The organism is Noviherbaspirillum sp. (assembly GCF_035627455.1).
GTDB lineage: Bacteria > Pseudomonadota > Gammaproteobacteria > Burkholderiales > Burkholderiaceae_D > Noviherbaspirillum.
Map to the genome: position 1 here is coordinate 1 of NZ_DASPLS010000030.1, position 17,718 is coordinate 17,718.

18 protein-coding genes and 1 pseudogene are annotated in these 17,718 nt (G+C 64.2%); 8 read left to right on the plus strand and 11 right to left on the minus strand.

Annotated features, from left to right (window positions below; all coding sequences use genetic code 11):
* The coding region (locus VEC01_RS05705; protein WP_324899631.1) for an SAVED domain-containing protein at positions 1–518 on the plus strand (518 nt) is incomplete at its 5' end.
* Between the two features lie 33 nt (positions 519–551).
* Here the strand turns inward: VEC01_RS05705 and VEC01_RS05710 are convergent.
* Together VEC01_RS05710 and VEC01_RS05715 are read right to left on the minus strand one after the other, a co-directional pair.
* Positions 552–1,100, minus strand: a complete 549-nt coding sequence (locus VEC01_RS05710; protein ID WP_324899633.1) for a GIY-YIG nuclease family protein — start codon at positions 1,098–1,100, stop codon at positions 552–554.
* Between the two features lie 295 nt (positions 1,101–1,395).
* Positions 1,396–2,586 (minus strand): acetyl-CoA C-acyltransferase family protein, encoded by a 1,191-nt coding sequence (locus VEC01_RS05715; protein ID WP_324899635.1) that lies wholly within the window; start codon positions 2,584–2,586, stop codon positions 1,396–1,398.
* A gap of 206 nt (positions 2,587–2,792) precedes the next feature.
* On the opposite strand from VEC01_RS05715, the gene VEC01_RS05720 reads away from it, so the two are divergent.
* Positions 2,793–2,975, plus strand: a complete 183-nt coding sequence (locus VEC01_RS05720; protein WP_324899637.1) for a hypothetical protein — start codon at positions 2,793–2,795, stop codon at positions 2,973–2,975.
* A gap of 55 nt (positions 2,976–3,030) precedes the next feature.
* Here VEC01_RS05720 and VEC01_RS05725 read toward each other — a convergent pair whose 3' ends face one another.
* From VEC01_RS05725 to VEC01_RS05735, 3 genes are all read right to left on the minus strand, one after another.
* Positions 3,031–3,210 (minus strand): hypothetical protein, encoded by a 180-nt coding sequence (locus VEC01_RS05725; protein ID WP_324899639.1) that lies wholly within the window; start codon positions 3,208–3,210, stop codon positions 3,031–3,033.
* A gap of 123 nt (positions 3,211–3,333) precedes the next feature.
* Entirely contained in the window at positions 3,334–4,470 is a 1,137-nt protein-coding gene (locus VEC01_RS05730; protein WP_324899641.1) for an HD-GYP domain-containing protein, read from the minus strand.
* A 191-nt stretch (positions 4,471–4,661) separates the two neighbouring features.
* Positions 4,662–5,810, minus strand: a complete 1,149-nt coding sequence (locus tag VEC01_RS05735) for an ATP-grasp domain-containing protein (RefSeq protein ID WP_324899643.1) — start codon at positions 5,808–5,810, stop codon at positions 4,662–4,664.
* A 179-nt stretch (positions 5,811–5,989) separates the two neighbouring features.
* On the opposite strand from VEC01_RS05735, the gene VEC01_RS05740 reads away from it, so the two are divergent.
* From VEC01_RS05740 to VEC01_RS05750, 3 genes are all read left to right on the plus strand, one after another.
* On the plus strand, positions 5,990–6,841 hold the full coding sequence (locus VEC01_RS05740) for an SMP-30/gluconolactonase/LRE family protein (RefSeq protein WP_324899645.1): 852 nt from the start codon (positions 5,990–5,992) through the stop codon (positions 6,839–6,841).
* 198 nt (positions 6,842–7,039) lie between these two features.
* On the plus strand, positions 7,040–7,660 hold the full coding sequence (locus VEC01_RS05745; protein WP_324899647.1) for a class I SAM-dependent methyltransferase: 621 nt from the start codon (positions 7,040–7,042) through the stop codon (positions 7,658–7,660).
* Positions 7,661–7,739: 79 nt separating this feature from the next.
* Complete coding sequence (locus VEC01_RS05750; RefSeq protein WP_324899649.1) at positions 7,740–8,906, plus strand: GGDEF domain-containing protein; 1,167 nt, start codon at positions 7,740–7,742, stop codon at positions 8,904–8,906.
* Positions 8,907–9,005: 99 nt separating this feature from the next.
* Here the strand turns inward: VEC01_RS05750 and VEC01_RS05755 are convergent.
* Positions 9,006–10,187: pseudogene (locus VEC01_RS05755) on the minus strand (malic enzyme-like NAD(P)-binding protein); the annotation flags it as partial.
* Between the two features lie 743 nt (positions 10,188–10,930).
* Positions 10,931–11,293, minus strand: a complete 363-nt coding sequence (locus VEC01_RS05760; RefSeq protein ID WP_324899651.1) for a hypothetical protein — start codon at positions 11,291–11,293, stop codon at positions 10,931–10,933.
* Between the two features lie 169 nt (positions 11,294–11,462).
* On the opposite strand from VEC01_RS05760, the gene VEC01_RS05765 reads away from it, so the two are divergent.
* Entirely contained in the window at positions 11,463–12,134 is a 672-nt protein-coding gene (locus tag VEC01_RS05765; protein ID WP_324899653.1) for a hypothetical protein, read from the plus strand.
* Here the strand turns inward: VEC01_RS05765 and VEC01_RS05770 are convergent, their stop codons facing one another.
* Positions 12,135–12,746: a carboxymuconolactone decarboxylase family protein gene (locus VEC01_RS05770; protein ID WP_324899655.1), complete on the minus strand. Its 612-nt coding sequence runs from the start codon at positions 12,744–12,746 to the stop codon at positions 12,135–12,137.
* The gene (locus VEC01_RS05775) at positions 12,743–13,960 is read right to left on the minus strand and encodes a YbfB/YjiJ family MFS transporter (RefSeq protein ID WP_324899656.1); all 1,218 of its coding nucleotides are present in this window, start codon (positions 13,958–13,960) and stop codon (positions 12,743–12,745) included. The genes VEC01_RS05770 and VEC01_RS05775 overlap by 4 nt, the downstream gene beginning before the upstream one ends.
* 64 nt (positions 13,961–14,024) lie before the next feature.
* Between VEC01_RS05775 and VEC01_RS05780 the strand changes: the two genes are divergently transcribed.
* A complete protein-coding gene (locus VEC01_RS05780) occupies positions 14,025–14,894 on the plus strand; it encodes a LysR family transcriptional regulator (protein WP_324899658.1) in 870 nt (289 codons plus the stop codon).
* A gap of 224 nt (positions 14,895–15,118) precedes the next feature.
* Positions 15,119–16,726: a CHRD domain-containing protein gene (locus VEC01_RS05785; RefSeq protein ID WP_324899660.1), complete on the plus strand. Its 1,608-nt coding sequence runs from the start codon at positions 15,119–15,121 to the stop codon at positions 16,724–16,726.
* A gap of 12 nt (positions 16,727–16,738) precedes the next feature.
* Here the strand turns inward: VEC01_RS05785 and VEC01_RS05790 are convergent, their stop codons facing one another.
* Positions 16,739–17,065 (minus strand): hypothetical protein, encoded by a 327-nt coding sequence (locus tag VEC01_RS05790; protein WP_324899662.1) that lies wholly within the window; start codon positions 17,063–17,065, stop codon positions 16,739–16,741.
* A gap of 4 nt (positions 17,066–17,069) precedes the next feature.
* On the minus strand, positions 17,070–17,597 hold the full coding sequence (locus VEC01_RS05795; protein WP_324899664.1) for a DUF3617 domain-containing protein: 528 nt from the start codon (positions 17,595–17,597) through the stop codon (positions 17,070–17,072).
* Positions 17,598–17,718: the final 121 nt, after the last annotated feature.

Consider the following 17,718-nt stretch of genomic DNA (forward strand, 5'->3'; position numbering starts at 1 on the left):
GTAAACGATTGCGTGTAAATGGCGAGCTGCGCATGTCCCTTGCTACCCTGCTGGGTGTGTCGTTGAAAGCGGCAAAGGGGCATCAACTGGAAGTCATACATCGAGATAACGTTTTCGAGTTACACCGCTTCGACAAGGTCCCAACCGCCTACTTTAGCCAGGAGCGCCATGCTGGAGAGGGCCAAGACGGTGTGGTAATGATTCACATTGGGTCTGCGACAAGAAATGACCTCAACGAGGCACTGAATGAACATAGGTTGTCGACAGCGCCGCGGCTTTATTTGGAGTCTGCCAGCCCAATCCCCGATTTAGCCACATTGAATACAGCGGTTGCAGAGACCAAGCACGCCTTGTCTGTATTTCGCTCGGAGGAGAAGATTCAAACACTCCACCTCGTCATCAAAGGTCCTGCGTTCTTCGCGATGGCGCTCGGCCACCGATTAAACGCCGTCGGTGAGGTCCAACTGTATGACTGGATTGGTAGCAGCTACATCTCTTCTGTACGGTTTCGTACGTAATACCTCAATAAAGTTTGCTTCCCTGTTCGGTAGTCACGCTGAAAGACGGGTAAAGGCTTCCAGAGCGACAGCCTCGCTGCAAGCAAATAGCTCGTAGCAATCCTGCCAGCGTCCTTCTCTAAAGTAGAGACCCGGCACGTTGTATGCCGCTAAAGCGCTGTGCATTTTTGATTCAGCTTCTCCGGCCTTCGCGAATTTCTTGAAGTGCTTGATTTGCCAGTCGCGCCGGTCACCGTATGCATAGCTGTTCAAATTCTTTTGACGCGAGTCAATGTCGATAGTCGTGCCGACCTTTACAAGATTGCCGCGTTGGGAGAGTGCGATATAGACGTACCCTGGCTCGACATGTCGCCGCATAAAGGAGACCTTGGCGGGGTCACAGACGGGACAGTGGTTACTACGTGTCCGGATTCGGTGGCCACCTTTTTTGCAGGGAACCGCATTTATGGCAATGATGGCGGCTAACGCTTCCATCATGGCTTTGCACTCGCCGATGGTACGGCCCTTGGCGTCAAAAACCTGCGAAAGGGGAATGTTGTGGTGCGCCAAGAACGCCCGGTCGGATGCCGATATGCTGCTCATCTGTACTCTCCCCTCTGGATGCTGAATGACAGCAACTTAATGTAGGCGAAGTTTTACAAATTGCAAGTTCAATAAGGGCTCGATATATAAATGTGCTCAGGAATAGCTGTACGGCACATCCACATTCTTGGCCAAGACAGGGCAGCCGTTCGACCTCTAATTTCCTTTGTGCGCTGCAGCAAGAAAACACTAACCTTTTGATTTTACGGAGATTGGGCCAGCTGCTTATTAACACCCCGCGCAAACAAAAAAGCCTGCATCTTCATGCAGGCTTTTTTGCGCGCGACAGCGTCGGTTACACGCGCTCGATCACCGCGGCGATGCCCTGGCCGCCGCCGATGCACATCGTGATCAGACCGTAGCGCTTGCCGGTGCGCATCAGCTCGTACAGGCACTTGATGGTGATGATCGCACCGCTCGCACCCAGCGGATGGCCGAGTGCGATCGCGCCGCCGTTCGGATTGGTGCGCCCCGGATCGAGGTCGAGGCCGCGGCACACGCCGAGCGATTGCGCTGCGAAGGCTTCGTTGGATTCGATCACGTCCATGTCGTTCAGCGACAGGCCGGCGCGCTTGAGTGCGAGCTGCACCGCCGGGATCGGACCGGTGCCCATGATCGACGGATCGACGCCGGCGACCGCATACGATACCAGGCGCGCCATCGGCTGCAGGCCGGCGCGCGCCGCGGCGCCGGCTTCCATCAGCACGCACGCGGCGGCGCCGTCGTTCAGGCCGGACGCATTGCCGGCGGTGACGGTGCCGCCTTCCTTCTTGAACGCCGGCTTGAGCTTGGCCAGCATTTCCAGCGTCGTCTCCTGCTTCGGATGCTCATCGGTGTCGAACACCACCGTGCCCTTGCGGCTCTGGATCTCGACCGGCACGATCTGGGACTTGAAATGGCCGGCGGCGATCGCCGCGACTGCCTTCTTCTGGCTGTCGAGCGCGAAGGCGTCCTGCTCCTCGCGCGAGATGCCGTACTTGGCCGCAACGTTTTCCGCGGTGATGCCCATATGCCCGGCGCCGAACGGATCGGACAGCGCGCCCACCATCATGTCGATCATCTTGAAGTCGCCCATGCGCTGGCCCCAGCGCGCCGTCTGCGCAGAGTACGGCGCGCGGCTCATGGTTTCGACGCCGCCGCCGACGGCGATGTCGGTGTCGCCGAGCTGGATCGCATTGGCCGCGGTCACGATCGCCTGCAGGCCGGAACCGCACAGGCGATTCAGCGTCAGTGCCGCCGACTCCTTCGCCATGCCGGCATTGACGCCCACGACGCGCGATACGTACATGTCGCGCGGTTCGCAATGGATAACATTGCCCATCACGATCTGGCCGGCCTGCGCCGGGTCGACCTTGGCCCGTGCAAACGCTTCCTTCACTGCGATCGCGCCCAGGTCACAGGCGGTGAAATCCTTCAGGCTGCCGCCGAAGGTGCCGATTGCGGTGCGCGCGGCACCGACGATTACTACGTCTCTGGTATTTGCCATCCTGTTTTCCTTGGTAGTTTGCCAATGAGCCTGCGCGCCGGATGAAAACCGGCGGTTCGCGCACGATAATACGCACCCCAGCGAATATTTTCTGTCAACTCCAGGACATTCGCACCGGACGGCAGTGCCGTGATCCCGTGCGAAATTTCAGTTTCCTGTCGGAACCAATATTGAGCCACAGCAACTAAGCTCCCTTTGGAGGTGACATGAACGAACCAGAAGGGAAGCTGCCGGACGAAGAGATCCTGTTCGGCAAGCTGATGAAAAAGCTCACGGGGCGCCGCGTGACGATGCCCGACGACGGCAGCCGCGGGGTAATCCGGCCGGACATGACGCCGCAATCGATCGTGGAAGTGACCGAAGAGCTGTTGCGGCAGTTGAAGAAATAGTGCCGCCGCAGGCGCTGCCGCAGCGGCGCTGCCAGCCGGCGGCCGACGCAAGAAGTCAGTGGCCCTGATGCCGCTCCTGCTTCTTTCCGCCGCCGGCCCCGCTATTGGAGCCGGACTTCACGTGGCTCTTGTTGTTGTGGCTGCTCTTGTTGCTTTGGCCGGAACGGCCGTCGACCGATTTCACATCCGCTTCCGTCTTGTCCAGACGCTTTGCCGGCGGCTTGACGTTGTCCATGTTGCACCTCTGCTGTTGTCAGGAAAACCTCGGGGCCAGTAGACAAGCGGGCAAGAGGAAAAATTCCTGCATTGCCCGGGAAAGAATGGAAGGGCGTCGACCGGAATCGCGCACAGCGCCCGGCTACAGCGAAGCGTCCGCGCCCCACACCTGCTGCATGTTCACGTGCACGCCCGCCTGCGACTCGTGCAGCACTTCGCGTATCGCATGCAGTTCCTTGTGCGTTTCGCGCCGGATCGGGAATGACAGCGGCGCGCCGCGCGGTCCGACCAGCGCATGCACGACCGGCGTCGTGGTGGTGCTGCCGCGTCCGGTCACCACGCCCACCTCGCCGTTGACGAGACGCACGAAGGTACCGGTGGGATAGATTCCCAGTTCGCGGATGAAGCTGGCGGCGAGCATCGGGTCGATGTTCTTCTTTTCCGACAGCAGGATGTCGCGCAGCGCCGCGTTGGGCAACATCGCCTTGCGATAAAGCCGCGCCGACACGCGCGCGCAATAGCGGTCGGCCAGCGCGATGATCTTCACATTCCCGGGAATGTCCGCGTTGCCCTTGCCGAAGGGATAGCCGCTGCCATCTTCGTTCTCATGGTGCAGCAGCACATAGTTCAGCACGGTCTCGTCGTCGATGCCGGCGCGCCGCAGCAGGCTGACGCTTTCTTCCGGATGGCTGCGGATGATCACCTCTTCCTCCGCCGACAGCGGCGTCTCGCGCCGGTGCAGCTCCTCGTGATGACGCAGCATGCCGACGTTCATCGTCAGCGCAGCCGCCATCATCGCCTGCGTCTCTTCCGCCGTCCTGTTCATTACCCTCGCCACCAGCATCGACACGATTGCGGTGTCGATGCCATGGCGGACCGGATAGGCAATCGTGTCCTGGTTGAGCAGGATGCTGGCGAGGGCGACATCGGAATTGAGCTTGACCGCGCAGGTCAGCGCGGTGACAACCTCGGCAATCTTGGGTTGCAACTCGGACTCGTTGTGCAGGTTGTAGAGAAGCCGTTCCAAGCGCTTGCCGGCAAGGTTGATCATGCGCAGCGCCGACGGCCTTTCCACCGGGCGCGCGACGGCAGCGGGAGAGGCGGTTTCCACCCCCTTCGTGATCACGAACAGACCGCGCATGACCAGCATCTCTACCTGCTGCTCGCGCTGCACCACATGTCCCTTGCGCAGGAGCAGCTTGTTGTTTGAATCGTAGACATCCCATGGCAATGGCTTGCCGACCACGATGTCCGACATGGAAATGCGCCTCTGCTCCATCCTCGTCCCCTCCGCTTGCGTGTCGCATGGTCCGTCAGGCGGAACGAATCGGAGCCGGCCAGCACACATTTTATTTTCAGTCTAAGTAATTAACCGAAAATAACAATAGGCTCAACTACTTAGGGTGAAATCCGTATAAAACAGAAGGAACGCTCTAAAAGCGGGACGGACCTATGCCGAGCGCAACGGCCTCACGCGATTTCCTCCGCCAGCTCCCCGGCGTTGGCCGCGCGCCGCGAGCCTCCCGGCAGCGGCCGCTGCGCGGCGCGCAGCACCGTGGCCGGCAGCTCGCGCGCAAAGCCGCCCAGGGCCGGCGGATCGAAAGCCATTGCGCGCAGCAGGCGCCCGCGGCTGCTCCTGTCGGTCAGCAGGCCGCGCCACGCGGCCGGCCGGATCAACGGATGGCGCATGCTTGCGCTGCCGGCGGTCAGTGCGCGCACGCCGCTGTTTTTCGGCGCCGGCAGCAGGCTCTCGGCGACGAAATTCAGCCCGCACCAGACCGACGCGGTTAGCGAGGCCCAGAAGCGCGGATTCGATTCGATCAGGTAGAGCTTGCCGCTGCCCTCCTCCACGCGCGCGTCCACATGCATGACGCCGTGATAGAGGCTGGCGGCGGCAAGCTCCGCCGCCAGCGCCTGCAGCGCGGGATGGGCAAGAAAATGAATCTGCGAACCGCTCGCCTGCTGCACCGCGCACGCGGACAGGCGCCCGTTCACGGCAAGGAAGCTGATATCGACATCGGCGCCGGGAATGAAGCGTTGCGCAATCAGCGCGCCGTAGTCGTAACCGGCGTTTTCCAGGATCGAGCTTCGGAAATCGGCTTCCGAGCGGACGATGTGGACGCCGGTGGAGCCGGCGCAATTGAGGGGCTTGACGACAAAGGGCAGGCCGAGCTCGCCGACGATGGCGCCGAAGTCCATCTCCGCCTTGCCGCCGAAGTAGCGCGTGGCCGGCACCGGCAGCCGCTGCTCGGAACAGAACTGGTGGAACAGCCACTTGTTGTCGAACATGTTCAGCGTCGGCAGGTCGGGTATCGGCGAGGTGCGGACACCCAGCCTGCCGCGCACGCGGTTGACCAGCCTGACGGCATCGCAATCGGCAGGAATCAGGATTGCCTGCGGGTTCTGCGCCGCGACGCGGCGCACCGCATCGACGTAACCCGCATCATCGCCGCCGTCGATGTTCACCGTCACCTGACGCTTGCACAGGCCGGACCAGCGCAAGACCCCGGTCGCCGCGCCGCCGACGACGACGCACTTGGCATCGGTGAAGCTGCGGATCGCAAGCAGCACCGCCGTGACGACGCGCTTGCAGTTGCCGGTGACGATAAAGTTGACCATCTGCCCTCCCGATTGGCGATTAGGTTTTATCATTTGTAACTTGTGGTGACTGTACCGGTTACCCCCATGCCATTGTTGAGCATACGCAAGGGGATTGCCTGAAGGCCCGGGAAGTCAGTGGGATGGCGGCTGCGCCGCGTAGCGGCCAGGGTCCGGGCAACAAATCGCAGGAGGCTGACATGAAGAACGATTCCGGCATGGTCACCGTCGTCGACCGGCTCGCCTTTCCGGAGGCGCCGCGCTGGCATGACGACGCGCTCTGGTTTTCCGATTTCTATACGCACAAGGTGCACCGCATCGGCTCCGACGGCATCCTGCGCACCGTCGCCGAGGTCCCGGGCCAGCCCTCCGGCCTGGGCTGGCTGCCCGACGGGCGGCTGCTGGTGGTATCCATGGAAGACCGCCGGCTGCTCCGGCTCGACGGCGGGCAACTGGCGACAGCGGCCGACCTTTCTCCACTCGCAGCCTTCCCCTGCAACGACATGGTGGTCGACGCGCAGGGCCGCGCCTACATCGGCAATTTCGGCTTCGACATGTTCAACAGGGCGGCGCCGCAGCCGACGGCGCTCTTCCTCGTCACGCCCGATGGCAAGGCCCGGATTGCGGCGGACGGGCTGCTTTTCCCGAACGGCTGCGTGATCACCCCGGACGGCGGTACGCTGATCGTCGCCGAAACCTTCGGCAAGCGGCTGACCGCCTTCGACATTGCCGATGACGGCTCCCTGCATCGGCGCCGGCTCTGGGCCGACCTTGGCAATGCCTGTCCCGACGGCATCTGTCTCGACGCGGAAGGCGCGGTCTGGATCGCCTCCCCGCCCACCGCCGAATTCCTGCGCGTGTTCGAAGGCGGCCGCATCGCGGCGCGGGTTGCCGTTACGCAGCAGGCGATCGCATGTACGCTCGGCGGCCCCGGCCGCCATACCTTGTACGTGGTGACCGGCCGGGTCTCGAAAGCGCCGCGCGCGCTGGCCGAACGCAACGGGCGGATAGCCGCGATCCAGGTCGAGGTACCGGGCGCCGGGCTGCCTTGATCTCGACCGGCGCGAACGGGGTCCGGCAACCATGGCTGATGCCCTGCCTACAGATTGTTCGGAGGCATCGCGCTTGCGCCGCATTAAAACGATGTCGCGATCGTTTGCGCAAACGTTTGCGAAGCTTCACCTTGCCTGAACTTTCTGAGGTCCAATTGTCTTACATAAGATTTTGACAATCTCATCATCCGGCCCAGCATGAATCCCATCTCCGTCGATAACGTTGTCGATACCTACCGCTTCTATGCCCCCCTCTACGATCGTCTGTTCGGCGCAGTCCTTGAACCAGGACGACGCGCCCTGACCGCCGCCGCCTGCTCAACGCGGCCCACCTCCATCCTCGAAGTCGGTGTCGGCACCGGCCTTACCCTGGAGCGCTATCCCGACAGTGCTTCCGTGGTCGGCATCGACATTTCCAACGAGATGCTTGCGATCGCGCGGGAACGCGCGGAAAAGCTGACGGGACGCAGCATCCATCTCGTGCCGATGAATGCGGAAGCGATGGATTTTCCGGACGGCTCCTTCGACTGCGTAGCGATTCCCTACGTGCTGTCGGTCACGCCCAATCCGGAGCGGCTGGTGGCGGAGATCCGGCGCGTCTGCCGCAAGGGCGGCACGATCCTGATCCTGAATCACTTCAGCGGCAGCCGCTTCTGGTGGTTCCTGGAGCGCGCGGTACGCTCGCTTGCCAACAAGATCGGTTTCCGGTCAGACTTCTGCTTTGACGAGCAGATTCTCAAATACGACTGGGAAATCCTGTCGGTGAAAAAGGTGAACTTCCTCGGCCTGTCGCGCCTGGTCACGATCCGCAATACCTGAGTCCGCCGGCGTTCTCCGGGGGCGGTACCGGCTTGCCTATGGGATAATGCGCGACACCTTTTTCCCGCCGCGCATATCCATGAACCGACTCAGCGACGTAATCTGGCACCGCCTCACCGGCCTGATGCCGGGCGAACTGCAGGAATCCGAAATGGCGTGGCTGCTCTCGCCGCACCGGCACATTCCGCTGGTCACGCGGCGCCGCGCCACCGTCATCGTCAACCGCGTGCGGCTGTTCTCCTTCCTGTTCGCGGTTCTCACGCCGCTGTGGAGCGTGGTCGACTTCGTCGTGTTTCCCTTCCCGCTGTGGTTCAATCTCGCGCTGATGCGCTTTGCCGCGGCCGCCGCGTTCGCCAGCCTGCTGCTGTACTACCGGCCCAACGGCAACCTGTTCGACGCGTACCGCGCGATGGGATTGCTGTTCCTGATTCCGACCGTTTTCTATGTCGCCTCGCACACGCTGCTGACGAACTACCAGCTGACCGGGCTGTCGGCGGCCATCGGCGCCGGCTATGCATTCCTGCCTTTCGTCCTGCTGGCGGGCCTGTCGATCTTTCCGCTGACGCTTGCCGAAAGCGTGCTGATTTCCAGCCCGATCCTTCTGGCGCAGGGCGTTTCCGGCTATCTGCGCTGGCAGGCGATGGACTGGCCTTCGTTCGCCGGCGCGTTCTGGCTGCTGGTGCTCATCACCGGCGTGGCGACGCTGGCCGGCATGAGCCAGCTCGCGTTCATGCTGGCGCTGGTGCGGCAGGCGATCCGCGATCCGCTGACCGGCGTGTTCTCGCGCCGCAGCGGCGAGGAAGTGATGGAACTGCAGTTCACCAATGCCGCCCGCCACAACGCGCCGATCTCGATCGCCTTTTTCGACATCGACCATTTCAAGCAGGTCAATGACGTGTACGGCCATGAGGCGGGCGACAAGGTGCTGACCGACGTGACCGGAACGGTCGGCGCCAACCTGCGGCGCGGGGACACGCTGGTGCGCTGGGGCGGCGAGGAATTCGTGCTGGTGATGCCCAACACCGACCTCGAGCAGGCGCGCGCGGCACTGGCCCGCCTGCGCGGCGTCGGCTTTGGCATGCGCCCCGATAACACGCCGGTCACTGCCAGCGTCGGCATCGCCGAACGGATCGCCGACAATGTCACCGACTGGAAACTGCTGGTCGACCTTGCCGACCAGCGCATGTACGTCGCCAAGCAGAGCGGACGCGACCGCATCGTCGCGCAAGACAGCCTGGCGGCATGATCGCGGACGCGCCGGCGTCCGGCGCACCGCCGCCTGCAGCCGGCGCTGTCACAAAAGCGTCTGCGCCAGTGCTTGCAGCCTGGCGGCGTAGCGGGTGGGGTCGAGCCGCCGGCATGCCACCCCGCTTTCCTCGGCCGCGGCAACGATGGTCGGCGTGACGCCGGTAAGCAGGCGCTTGTCCAGAAGCGTGGGCACGATATAGGCCTTGCCGAACTGGTCGTCGCTGCGCGCCATTGCCGCCAGCGCCACTACGCAGGCGCGCTTCATCGCCTGGTTGATGGTGGTCGCCCCGCAGTCGAGCGCAGCCCGGAACAGGTAGGGGAAGCAAAGCGCGTTGTTGATCTGGTTCGGGTAATCGGAGCGGCCGGTGGCCACGATCGCATCCGGCGCGACCTCGCGCACCAGTTCCGGACGCAGCTCCGGCTCGGGATTGGCGAGCGCGAACACGATCGGCTGCGCCGCCATTTTCTTCACATCCTCCTGGCGCAACAGGCCGGGGCCGGACAGGCCGAGGAAGACGTCGGCCATGCCGATCACGTCCGACAGGGTGCGAGCCCGCGTGTTCTGCGCCCATGCGCGCTTCTCGGCGCTCAGTTCCCGGTCGGTGGTAAGTACGCCGCGGCTGTCGCACACATACACGTTTTCGCGCCGCACGCCGAGGTCGACCAGCATGTCCAGGCAGGCCAGCGCGGCGGCGCCGGCGCCCGAGCAGACCACCTTCGCCAGCGCGATGTCGCGGCCGGTCAGGTGCAGCGCATTGAGAAAGCCGGCGCCGACCACGATCGCGGTGCCGTGCTGGTCGTCGTGGAAGACCGGGATGGAAAGCCGTTCGCGCAGGCGGCGCTCGACGACGAAGCATTCCGGCGCCTTGATGTCTTCAAGGTTGATGCCGCCGAAGGTGGGATGCAGCGATGCGATGATCTCGACCAGCTTGTCCGGATCGGTTTCATCGATCTCGATGTCGAAGGCGTCGATGCCGGCGAACTTCTTGAACAGCACCGCCTTGCCTTCCATGACCGGCTTGCCGGCCAGCGCGCCGATGTCGCCCAGCCCGAGCACCGCGGTGCCGTTGGTGATCACGCCCACCAGGTTGCCCTTGGCGGTGTAGTCGTAAGCCTTGGCCGGGTCCTTGTTGATCTCGACGCAGGGCACCGCAACGCCCGGCGAATAGGCAAGCGACAGGTCGGTCTGGCTGGCCACCGGCTTGGTGACCTGGATGGCGATCTTGCCGCGCATTCCGGCGGCGTGATATTCGAGTGCTTGTTGTTCCAGTGTCGTCATGGTTCGCAAAAATTGAAATTGGATTTCCGGCACAAGCACCGGCAAAGGCGGAATGCCGCCGGACGCGGCAATCGGGGCCGCGCGGCGGTCAATGCTTTTGGTCGGGCTCGCGATACGGCAAAGAACCGTCCCCCGCGCGAGCGGAAAGCAGCGGAATGCCGGCGCGACAACGCGCGGCGCACGCGCGGGCGTACGCCAATACGGCGGTCAGCCGCGTTCCAGCGGAGCGCGGATCAGGGACGCAACACAGGGGATCTCTCGTGCAAACGTTCTTGCCATCGTTTGCGGTGCCGGCGAAGACTGCTTAAGTCTCCGCCGTTCCGGGGCAGGGGCGGCTTTGCCGCCAGCCCGCCGGTCGCTCCCGTTGATAAGGGAGCAGGGGCAAACATCTCTCTTGCGGCCGGATTGCCTGGTGTGGGCGCACGGCCGCGAAGAGGCGATAGACTAGCACAGCTTGCCCGCCGGCGGCAGTGCTTGCGTTGATGTTTCGCAATGACGAACGAAAGCCTGAGTACTTCAAGCCGGGCCTCAGAACGAGCCAAGGCCGGCCCTGCGATGCTCGCCATGCAGGATGCACGGCGCATAGAGCGAGACCGGAATTGGACAGGATAAAACTGCTCCGGGCCGTGTTCGACAAGCGTAGCGAGCGGGCCGGATTGGCGTCGAGTAGCGCACGCGTACGCGAGGTACGCAGAGCGACGCAGGCGTCAGCCCGGTCCGCGCAGCAGCTTGTCAAACTCAGCCTAGCGGAAGGCTTCCGCGAGCGACATCACGCGTGGCGTGACCTTGATGTTGAAGCTGCCGAACACCTCTTCCATCTTCTGCAGGTTCGCTTCCTTCTCTGCTGCGGTCCAGCCGTCGAAAATGTCTGTGCCTGCCTTCTGGAAGTGCAGGTCGACGATCTTCTTGCCGTCGTGATGGGTGTAAGGCTTGGAAAAGACCTGCTTGAAGCCCATCCCCTGGACCGCCTCGATGAAGGTCGTCGGCAGGGTCACCGCATCGACCGCGGCATAGATCATGAAGGTCTTGCCCGGCGGCTTTGCCGCGACATCGACCGCAAATACGCCCGGCGCCACCGGCGCTGCAGTGCTCTTCAGAAATAACATGAGTCCTTCTCCGCTTGTGCGATGCTGCCGGTCGGTGCCGGCTTTACTTCCGGCAATATGCCACAAATCCCGCCGCACTCATATATTGACATTCTGATCACTTCGTGCCCTGTCGGTATGATGGCGGCAATGGGGTATAGTCAGGCAACATAAATGAACCGGAGCAATCATGTTCGTCGGGCACTACTCGGCTGCGTTCGTTGCACATCGGCTTGCACCGGCCCTCCCGCTGCCGGCCTGGTTCATCGCCTGCCAGCTGATCGACCTGTGCTGGGGAACACTGGTCTTGCTCGGCGTGGAGAAGCTGCGGGTGATTCCGGATTTCACCCGGTCGAACGGGCTCGACCTCTACTTCATGCCGTATACCCACAGCCTGTCGTCGGCCATCATCTGGTCGGCCGCCGCCGCCGCGCTGTCCTGGCTGTGCCTGTCCGGGACCGCCGGCCGCGCCCGCATCGCCGTCGTGGTCGGCCTGGCAGTGGCGTCGCACTGGATGCTCGACCTGCTGGTGCACATCCCGGACCTGCCGCTGTGGTATGACAGCATGAAGGTTGGCCTGGGCTGGTGGAATTACCGGACATTCGCACTGCTGCTCGAACTCGGCCTGCTGGGGGCCAGCCTGCTGTTCTGCATGCGGCTTCCCGGCGCGCGCCGCGCGCGTTACCTGGCGCTCGGCGCCGGCATGACGGCGCTGCAGCTGTTCAGCCTGTACCAGCAACCCGCCGAGCCGTCCTCCGTGGCAATGCAACTGCTGGCAGCCTACCTGGGCCTCACCGTCGCCGCCTGGTGGGCCGGAAAGCCGCGCAGCACACCGGCGGCGGTAGCGGCGGGTGCCGCTTGATCAGCGCGGGAAAGGCTGCAGCGGCGGCGCCGCCGCGCCCTGTTGCGGCGGCGTGCGCGCCACGTTCATCACCATCGATACGGTCGTGAAGTAGCCGATCAGCCCGACCATGTCGATCACGCCGCGCTCGCCGAAGCGCCGCAGCGCGCGCTCATAGGTGACGTCCGACACGCCGTGCGTGCGCGCCAGCTCCTCGCAAAAGTCGTAGGCGATTTCCTCGTCCTCGGCCATGCCGCGCGGACGCGCGCCCTGCGCCAGCGCCTCCAGCACTTCCGTCTTCACGCCCGCCTTCTGCGCCAGCGGATAGTGGGTGCACCATTCGAACTGCTGGGTCCATTGGCGCGACACGACCAGCATCAGCCACTCGTTGATGCGCGGCTCCAGCGCACTGTGGAAGCGGATGTATTCCCCGACCTTCTGCAGGCGGTTCATCAATTCCGGACTGCGCAGCAGCGGAATGAAAGGCCCGAGCACCGCGCCCCGCGGGCCGGCGATCAATGCCTCGGCGGCGGCGCGCTGCGCATCATCCATTGCCGCCGGTGCCAGTGCCGGCATGCGTTCCGGACCAGGCATGCCGTGCGGCATACGCGCTTGCGCCGTGGTGTCGCTCATGTGACAGCTCCTTTTCCTTCCATGTTACGACCGGCGGCCAGCAGTGCGGCGCTGCCGGCCAGCAGGACGGCAGCAATCACCAGTGCGAGCGAAAAACCGCCATTGCTGCCGGTGCCGGCCGATACTGTCAGGGGCCCGATGATCTGCCCGGCGGCAAATGCGGACGTCATTGCCGCGATCAGAACCGTCCCGCTGGCGCCGGCGACGCGCTTGGCTTCCTGCAGCGCCACAAGCGTGATCACCATGAAGGTGCCGCCGACGCACAATGCCGCGGCGAAAATCGCCGCCAGCCCCGGCCAGATGACGGGCAGCACGACCCCGACCGCCATCACGATGTGGCTGGCAATCCAGACGCCAATGTTGTCCATGCGCCGCACCAGCGCGGCGGTTGCCAGGGTCGACAACGCCGCGGCCAGTCCGAATACCGGCCAGGACCAGCCGAACAGCGGCGAACCCTGCAGCGCATTGCGCGCCATGACCGGCAGGAAGGTGGCCGGGATGATGTAGCCGAAGCCGAACACGCCGTAACACAGCACCAGGCGCACCGAGCGCGCGTCCCAGCGGTAGCGCTGCGGCGCGGCGGTCGCCTTCGCGGTCCCGGCGCTGCTCGCGGCGGACGGAAAGAAACGCCAGATCATCGCAGTCACGATGAACGACAGCGCGCCCAGCGCCGACCACGCATGCGCGGAGGAGGCATTGCCGTCGATCAGCGCGATACACACCAGCCCTGCGCTTGCAATGCCGGTGCCGACGCCGGCGAACACCAGGCTGTTGAGGAAGGGGCGCCGGTAGCCGGCGAGCGATTCCATGCACCAGGCCGATACCGAGATGAGTACCCATGCGCTGGCGACGCCGGCCAGCAGCCGCAACAGTGCCCACACGGCAAAGGGCAGCGGCCAGGCCATCGCCAGCGTGACCGCGCCGATCACCAGCAGGCCGCCGCGGATCGCCCTCTCCGGCCGGATGCGGACCGCGATCGCGGACAGCGCGCCCAGCAGGTAGCCGAGATAGTTGGCGGACGCCAGCAGGCCGCCGGAGGAGATCGACAAGCTGGCGTCCTGCAGCATCATCGGCAGGACGGGCGTGAATGCGAAGCGGCCGATGCCCATTGCGACCGCCAGCGCGGCCAGCCCTGCGAGCGCCTTGGCAATGCCGGCGGAAACGATGCCGGTCGGCTCTTGTGCATCGGATGCGGAAGAAGGATGTTCGGCCATGAACACAGTCTACCTTGACCTCTCTATTCTGAAAAATGAATAATGAAGAAAGGAGGTTCTCAAAATGAGAAACATTGACCTGGAATCGCTGCATATCTTCAAGACGGTGGTCGACTACGGCGGCATCACCCGCGCCGCCAGCCAGCTCAACCGCGTGCAGTCCAACATCACCACCCGCGTCAAGAACCTGGAGCAGCGCTTGGGCGTGAAACTGTTCCAGCGCCAGGGCGGCAAGCTGGTGCTGTCGTCCGAAGGCAAGTTGCTGCTGTCCTATGCGGAGCGGCTGCTGCGGCTGTCGACGGAGGCGGAGGCGGCGCTACGCAGCAAGGTGCCGCAGGGAACGCTGCGCATCGGCACCATGGAGAGCACTGCGGCCGCGCGTCTTCCGCCGCTGCTTTCCCGGTATCACAACGACTACCCGGAAGTCCAGATCGAACTGGTGACCGGCACCTCCGGCGCGCTGATCGCCAAGGTGCACCGCTTCGAAGTCGAAGCGGCGTTCGTGGCCGAACCGTTTTCCGCCGCCGGCCTGGAAATGCAGGAAGCCTTCCAGGAAGAACTGGTACTGATCACCTCGAAGAATGCGCCGCCGGTGAAGACCCCGAAGGACTTGCGCAAGCAGACGCTGATCGCGTTTTCCACCGGCTGCTCCTACCGCCGTGTGCTGGAGAACTGGATTGCGATGTCGTCCATCGTTCCCGACCGCGTGCTCGAACTCGCGTCCTACCACGCGATCGTGGCCTGCGTCGCAGCGGGTTCCGGCATCGCGATCGTGCCGCGCACGGTGATCGCCGTGATGCATGCGGAAAACGACGTCGCAGTCTATCCGCTGCCGGACCGGGTCGCGCGCGCGAAAACCTGGCTGGTCTGGCGCGACGGCCACCAGTCGGTGGCGCTCGACGCCATGCGCGACGCGCTGAAGAAGAAGCGCTGAGGTTCCGGTATTTTTTTCCGTGCCGCGTACTTCTTACGCGCGGCCAGGCGCATGCATGGCGGGAGGGTCGGCGATGCGCCCGCATCGCTGGCGCTGGCATGAAGGCTGCATTGGATCGGTTGCTGCCCGGCGCAGCGGGCCTTCTGCCGTCCGGCATCCTGCCCCGACGGATTATCCGCGCAAGCTCGCCAGGCACGACGTTCACCCGCGAAGGAGAAATGCGCATGGAACGGACAGGAACATCGGCGCTCGCCCTGCTCGTTGCGCTCGCCCTCGCCGCATGCGGCGGCGGCGGCGGCAGCAGCGGCGTCACCAGCAATGCATTGACGACGCCCGCTCCCTCGGCGCAGGCGGCGGGACAGGAACTGGCGGACACCTTTGCCGCGACCCTCAGCGGCGTGCAGCAGGTGCCGGCGCGTCCCAGCAACGCGACCGGTTCCGGCACAGTTGTGATCAATCCCGCGACGCGCCAGATGACCGCCACCCTGACCACGACCGGGATTGCCGCGACCGACGCCCAGATCCGCCAGGGAGCGCCCAGCGTGATCGGCACGATCGCTTTCCCGCTCACCGAAACGCCGCGCGGCAGCGGGATCTGGACCACGCGCGCGACGCTGACCGAAGCGCAATACAACGCCTTGCGCGCAGGCGATTTCTACTTCAACGTCGGCAGCACAATGTTTGCCGAAGGCGAAATCCGCGGACAGATCGTTGCGCAAAGCTCCGCGCCTTCCACGGGCGGCGCTGGAACCGCGCCAGCCAGCGCCGGCCTCGGCGCCCCCGCTCCCGCGGGACTGGTATCGAGCGTGATTTCGAACGCGACCTTCCTTGCCGCGTTGCGCGGGTCCCAGCAAGTGCCGGCCAATGCCAGCACCGCAACCGGCGCGGGGAGCTTGCTGGTCAATCCTGCCACCCGACAATTTTCTGCGGCCATCACCACGGCCGGCATCACCGGCACCAGCGCGCAGATCCAGGAAGCGCCGCCGGGCGTCAACGGGAACATCAGTATTTCGCTTGCCGAATCGACGCCGGGCAGCGGCATCTGGACCGCGCAAGGAACGCTGACCGAGTCACAGCTGGCGTCCGTGCAGGGCGGAAACGCCTACTTCAATGTGCGCAGCGCCGCACTCCAGAATGGTGAAATCCGCGGCCAGATACTTCCGCAGCAGGTGCAGCTGCAAGTGGTTTCCGGAACCCTCGGCAGTGTTCCGCTGGCCGGCACCGGCGTACCGGCAACGGCACCCGGAGCAACCGGAGCAACCACAGCCCCGGGAGCGCCGGGGACGAGCGGGGCTCCGGGCGCCACCGGAACGCCGGGTGCGACGGGAACCGGCGCCGTACCGACGCTGCCCACCCTTCCCACCCTTCCGGGCCTGACCGGTACCGGCACCGCCGGCACAGGGCTGACCGGCACCGGAACGGGGTTGACCGGGACCGGACTGACCGGATTCGGCACCGCCGGATCGGGACTGACCGGCACCGGCCTGACCGGAATCGGAACCACCGGATCGGGATTGACCGGCAGCGGCCTGACCGGAATCGGAACCACCGGATCGGGACTGACCGGCACCGGTCTGACCGGAATCGGAACCACCGGATCAGGACTGACCGGCAGCGGCCTCACCGGCACAGGAACGACGGGATCTGGATTGACCGGCACCGGGCTGACCGGTACAGGGATGACCGGATCGGGCTTGACCAGCCCCGGCCTCACCGGAACGGGAACCACGGGAACGGGTTTGACCGGCACCGGAACGCTGCCGGGACTGGGCACCACCAGCATCGGGACAGGCATGCCCTTTGGCACAGGCGGTGTGCTGATCGGCTTCTGACGCGCGCGCGGCCTACGCCTGCCACACCCCGTATCCCGCTTCGCGCAGGCCGATCGCGAGTTCCACCTCCATGTCGCGCGCGCCGTCGTAAGGCATCGGGTTATACATCTCGTAGAGCTCCGGCAACAGCCGCAAGCCGTATTCCTTCACGAAGCGATTGGACTGGATGCCTGCCTTGTGCTTGTCGAAGCGGACGTCCGGATCGACCCCGGTCATGCCGACGTAGACGCACGGCATGCCGGTCCTGTAATCCGGATTGGCTTTCCTGAAGCGCGCCTCGTACAGCACGTCCTTCGACAATTCGACGACGTAGACGCTGTAGTGCCAGCGGCGCGCCATGGAATTATTTTTTCGGCTTGGCGCCGACCGGCATCACCTTGCCGCAATCGCTGCCCAGCCACTTGCCGCTGCTCTCCTGGCGCTGGCTTACCGGCTGGCCGTGCATCGTGCCCTTGAAGTCATAGGTCGACGTAAAGCTGGTGTCGCCGGAGAAATTGCCTTTCACCTTGCCCTCGCCCTTCATGTCGGCGCCGCTGCAGACAATGTCAGCGCTGTAGCCGCCGCCGCTCTGCTGCATGTTTTTCGTCTGGCATCCCATGTCGTTCTTTTCCATGCCGGGGAGCGGACCTTCTTCCATCATCTGCCTGGTGATGCACACGCGCGTGGTCATGGCACCGTCCTGCATGCGCGGGATTTCGACTCCCATCTTGCGCATCTGCTCCATCTGTTCCGGCGGAATCTTCGGCATGTTCTTCAGTGCATCGGATTTCATCGTCATTTCCCACAGGCCCGGCTTCATCTGGGGCGTCGCCGCCCATGCCGGCAGGGAAAGAAGTGAACACAGCAGCAGCGGAAGGGAAGACTTGCGCATGGTATCTCCGGGAAGTGGGCGAAACCTGATATTGTTCCGCACCGGTGGCGAGTGGCATTGCATTCTATCAAACGCGTTCCGTGAAGCCGCTGCCTGTCCAAACTTGTGCTAGCCTTTGCGC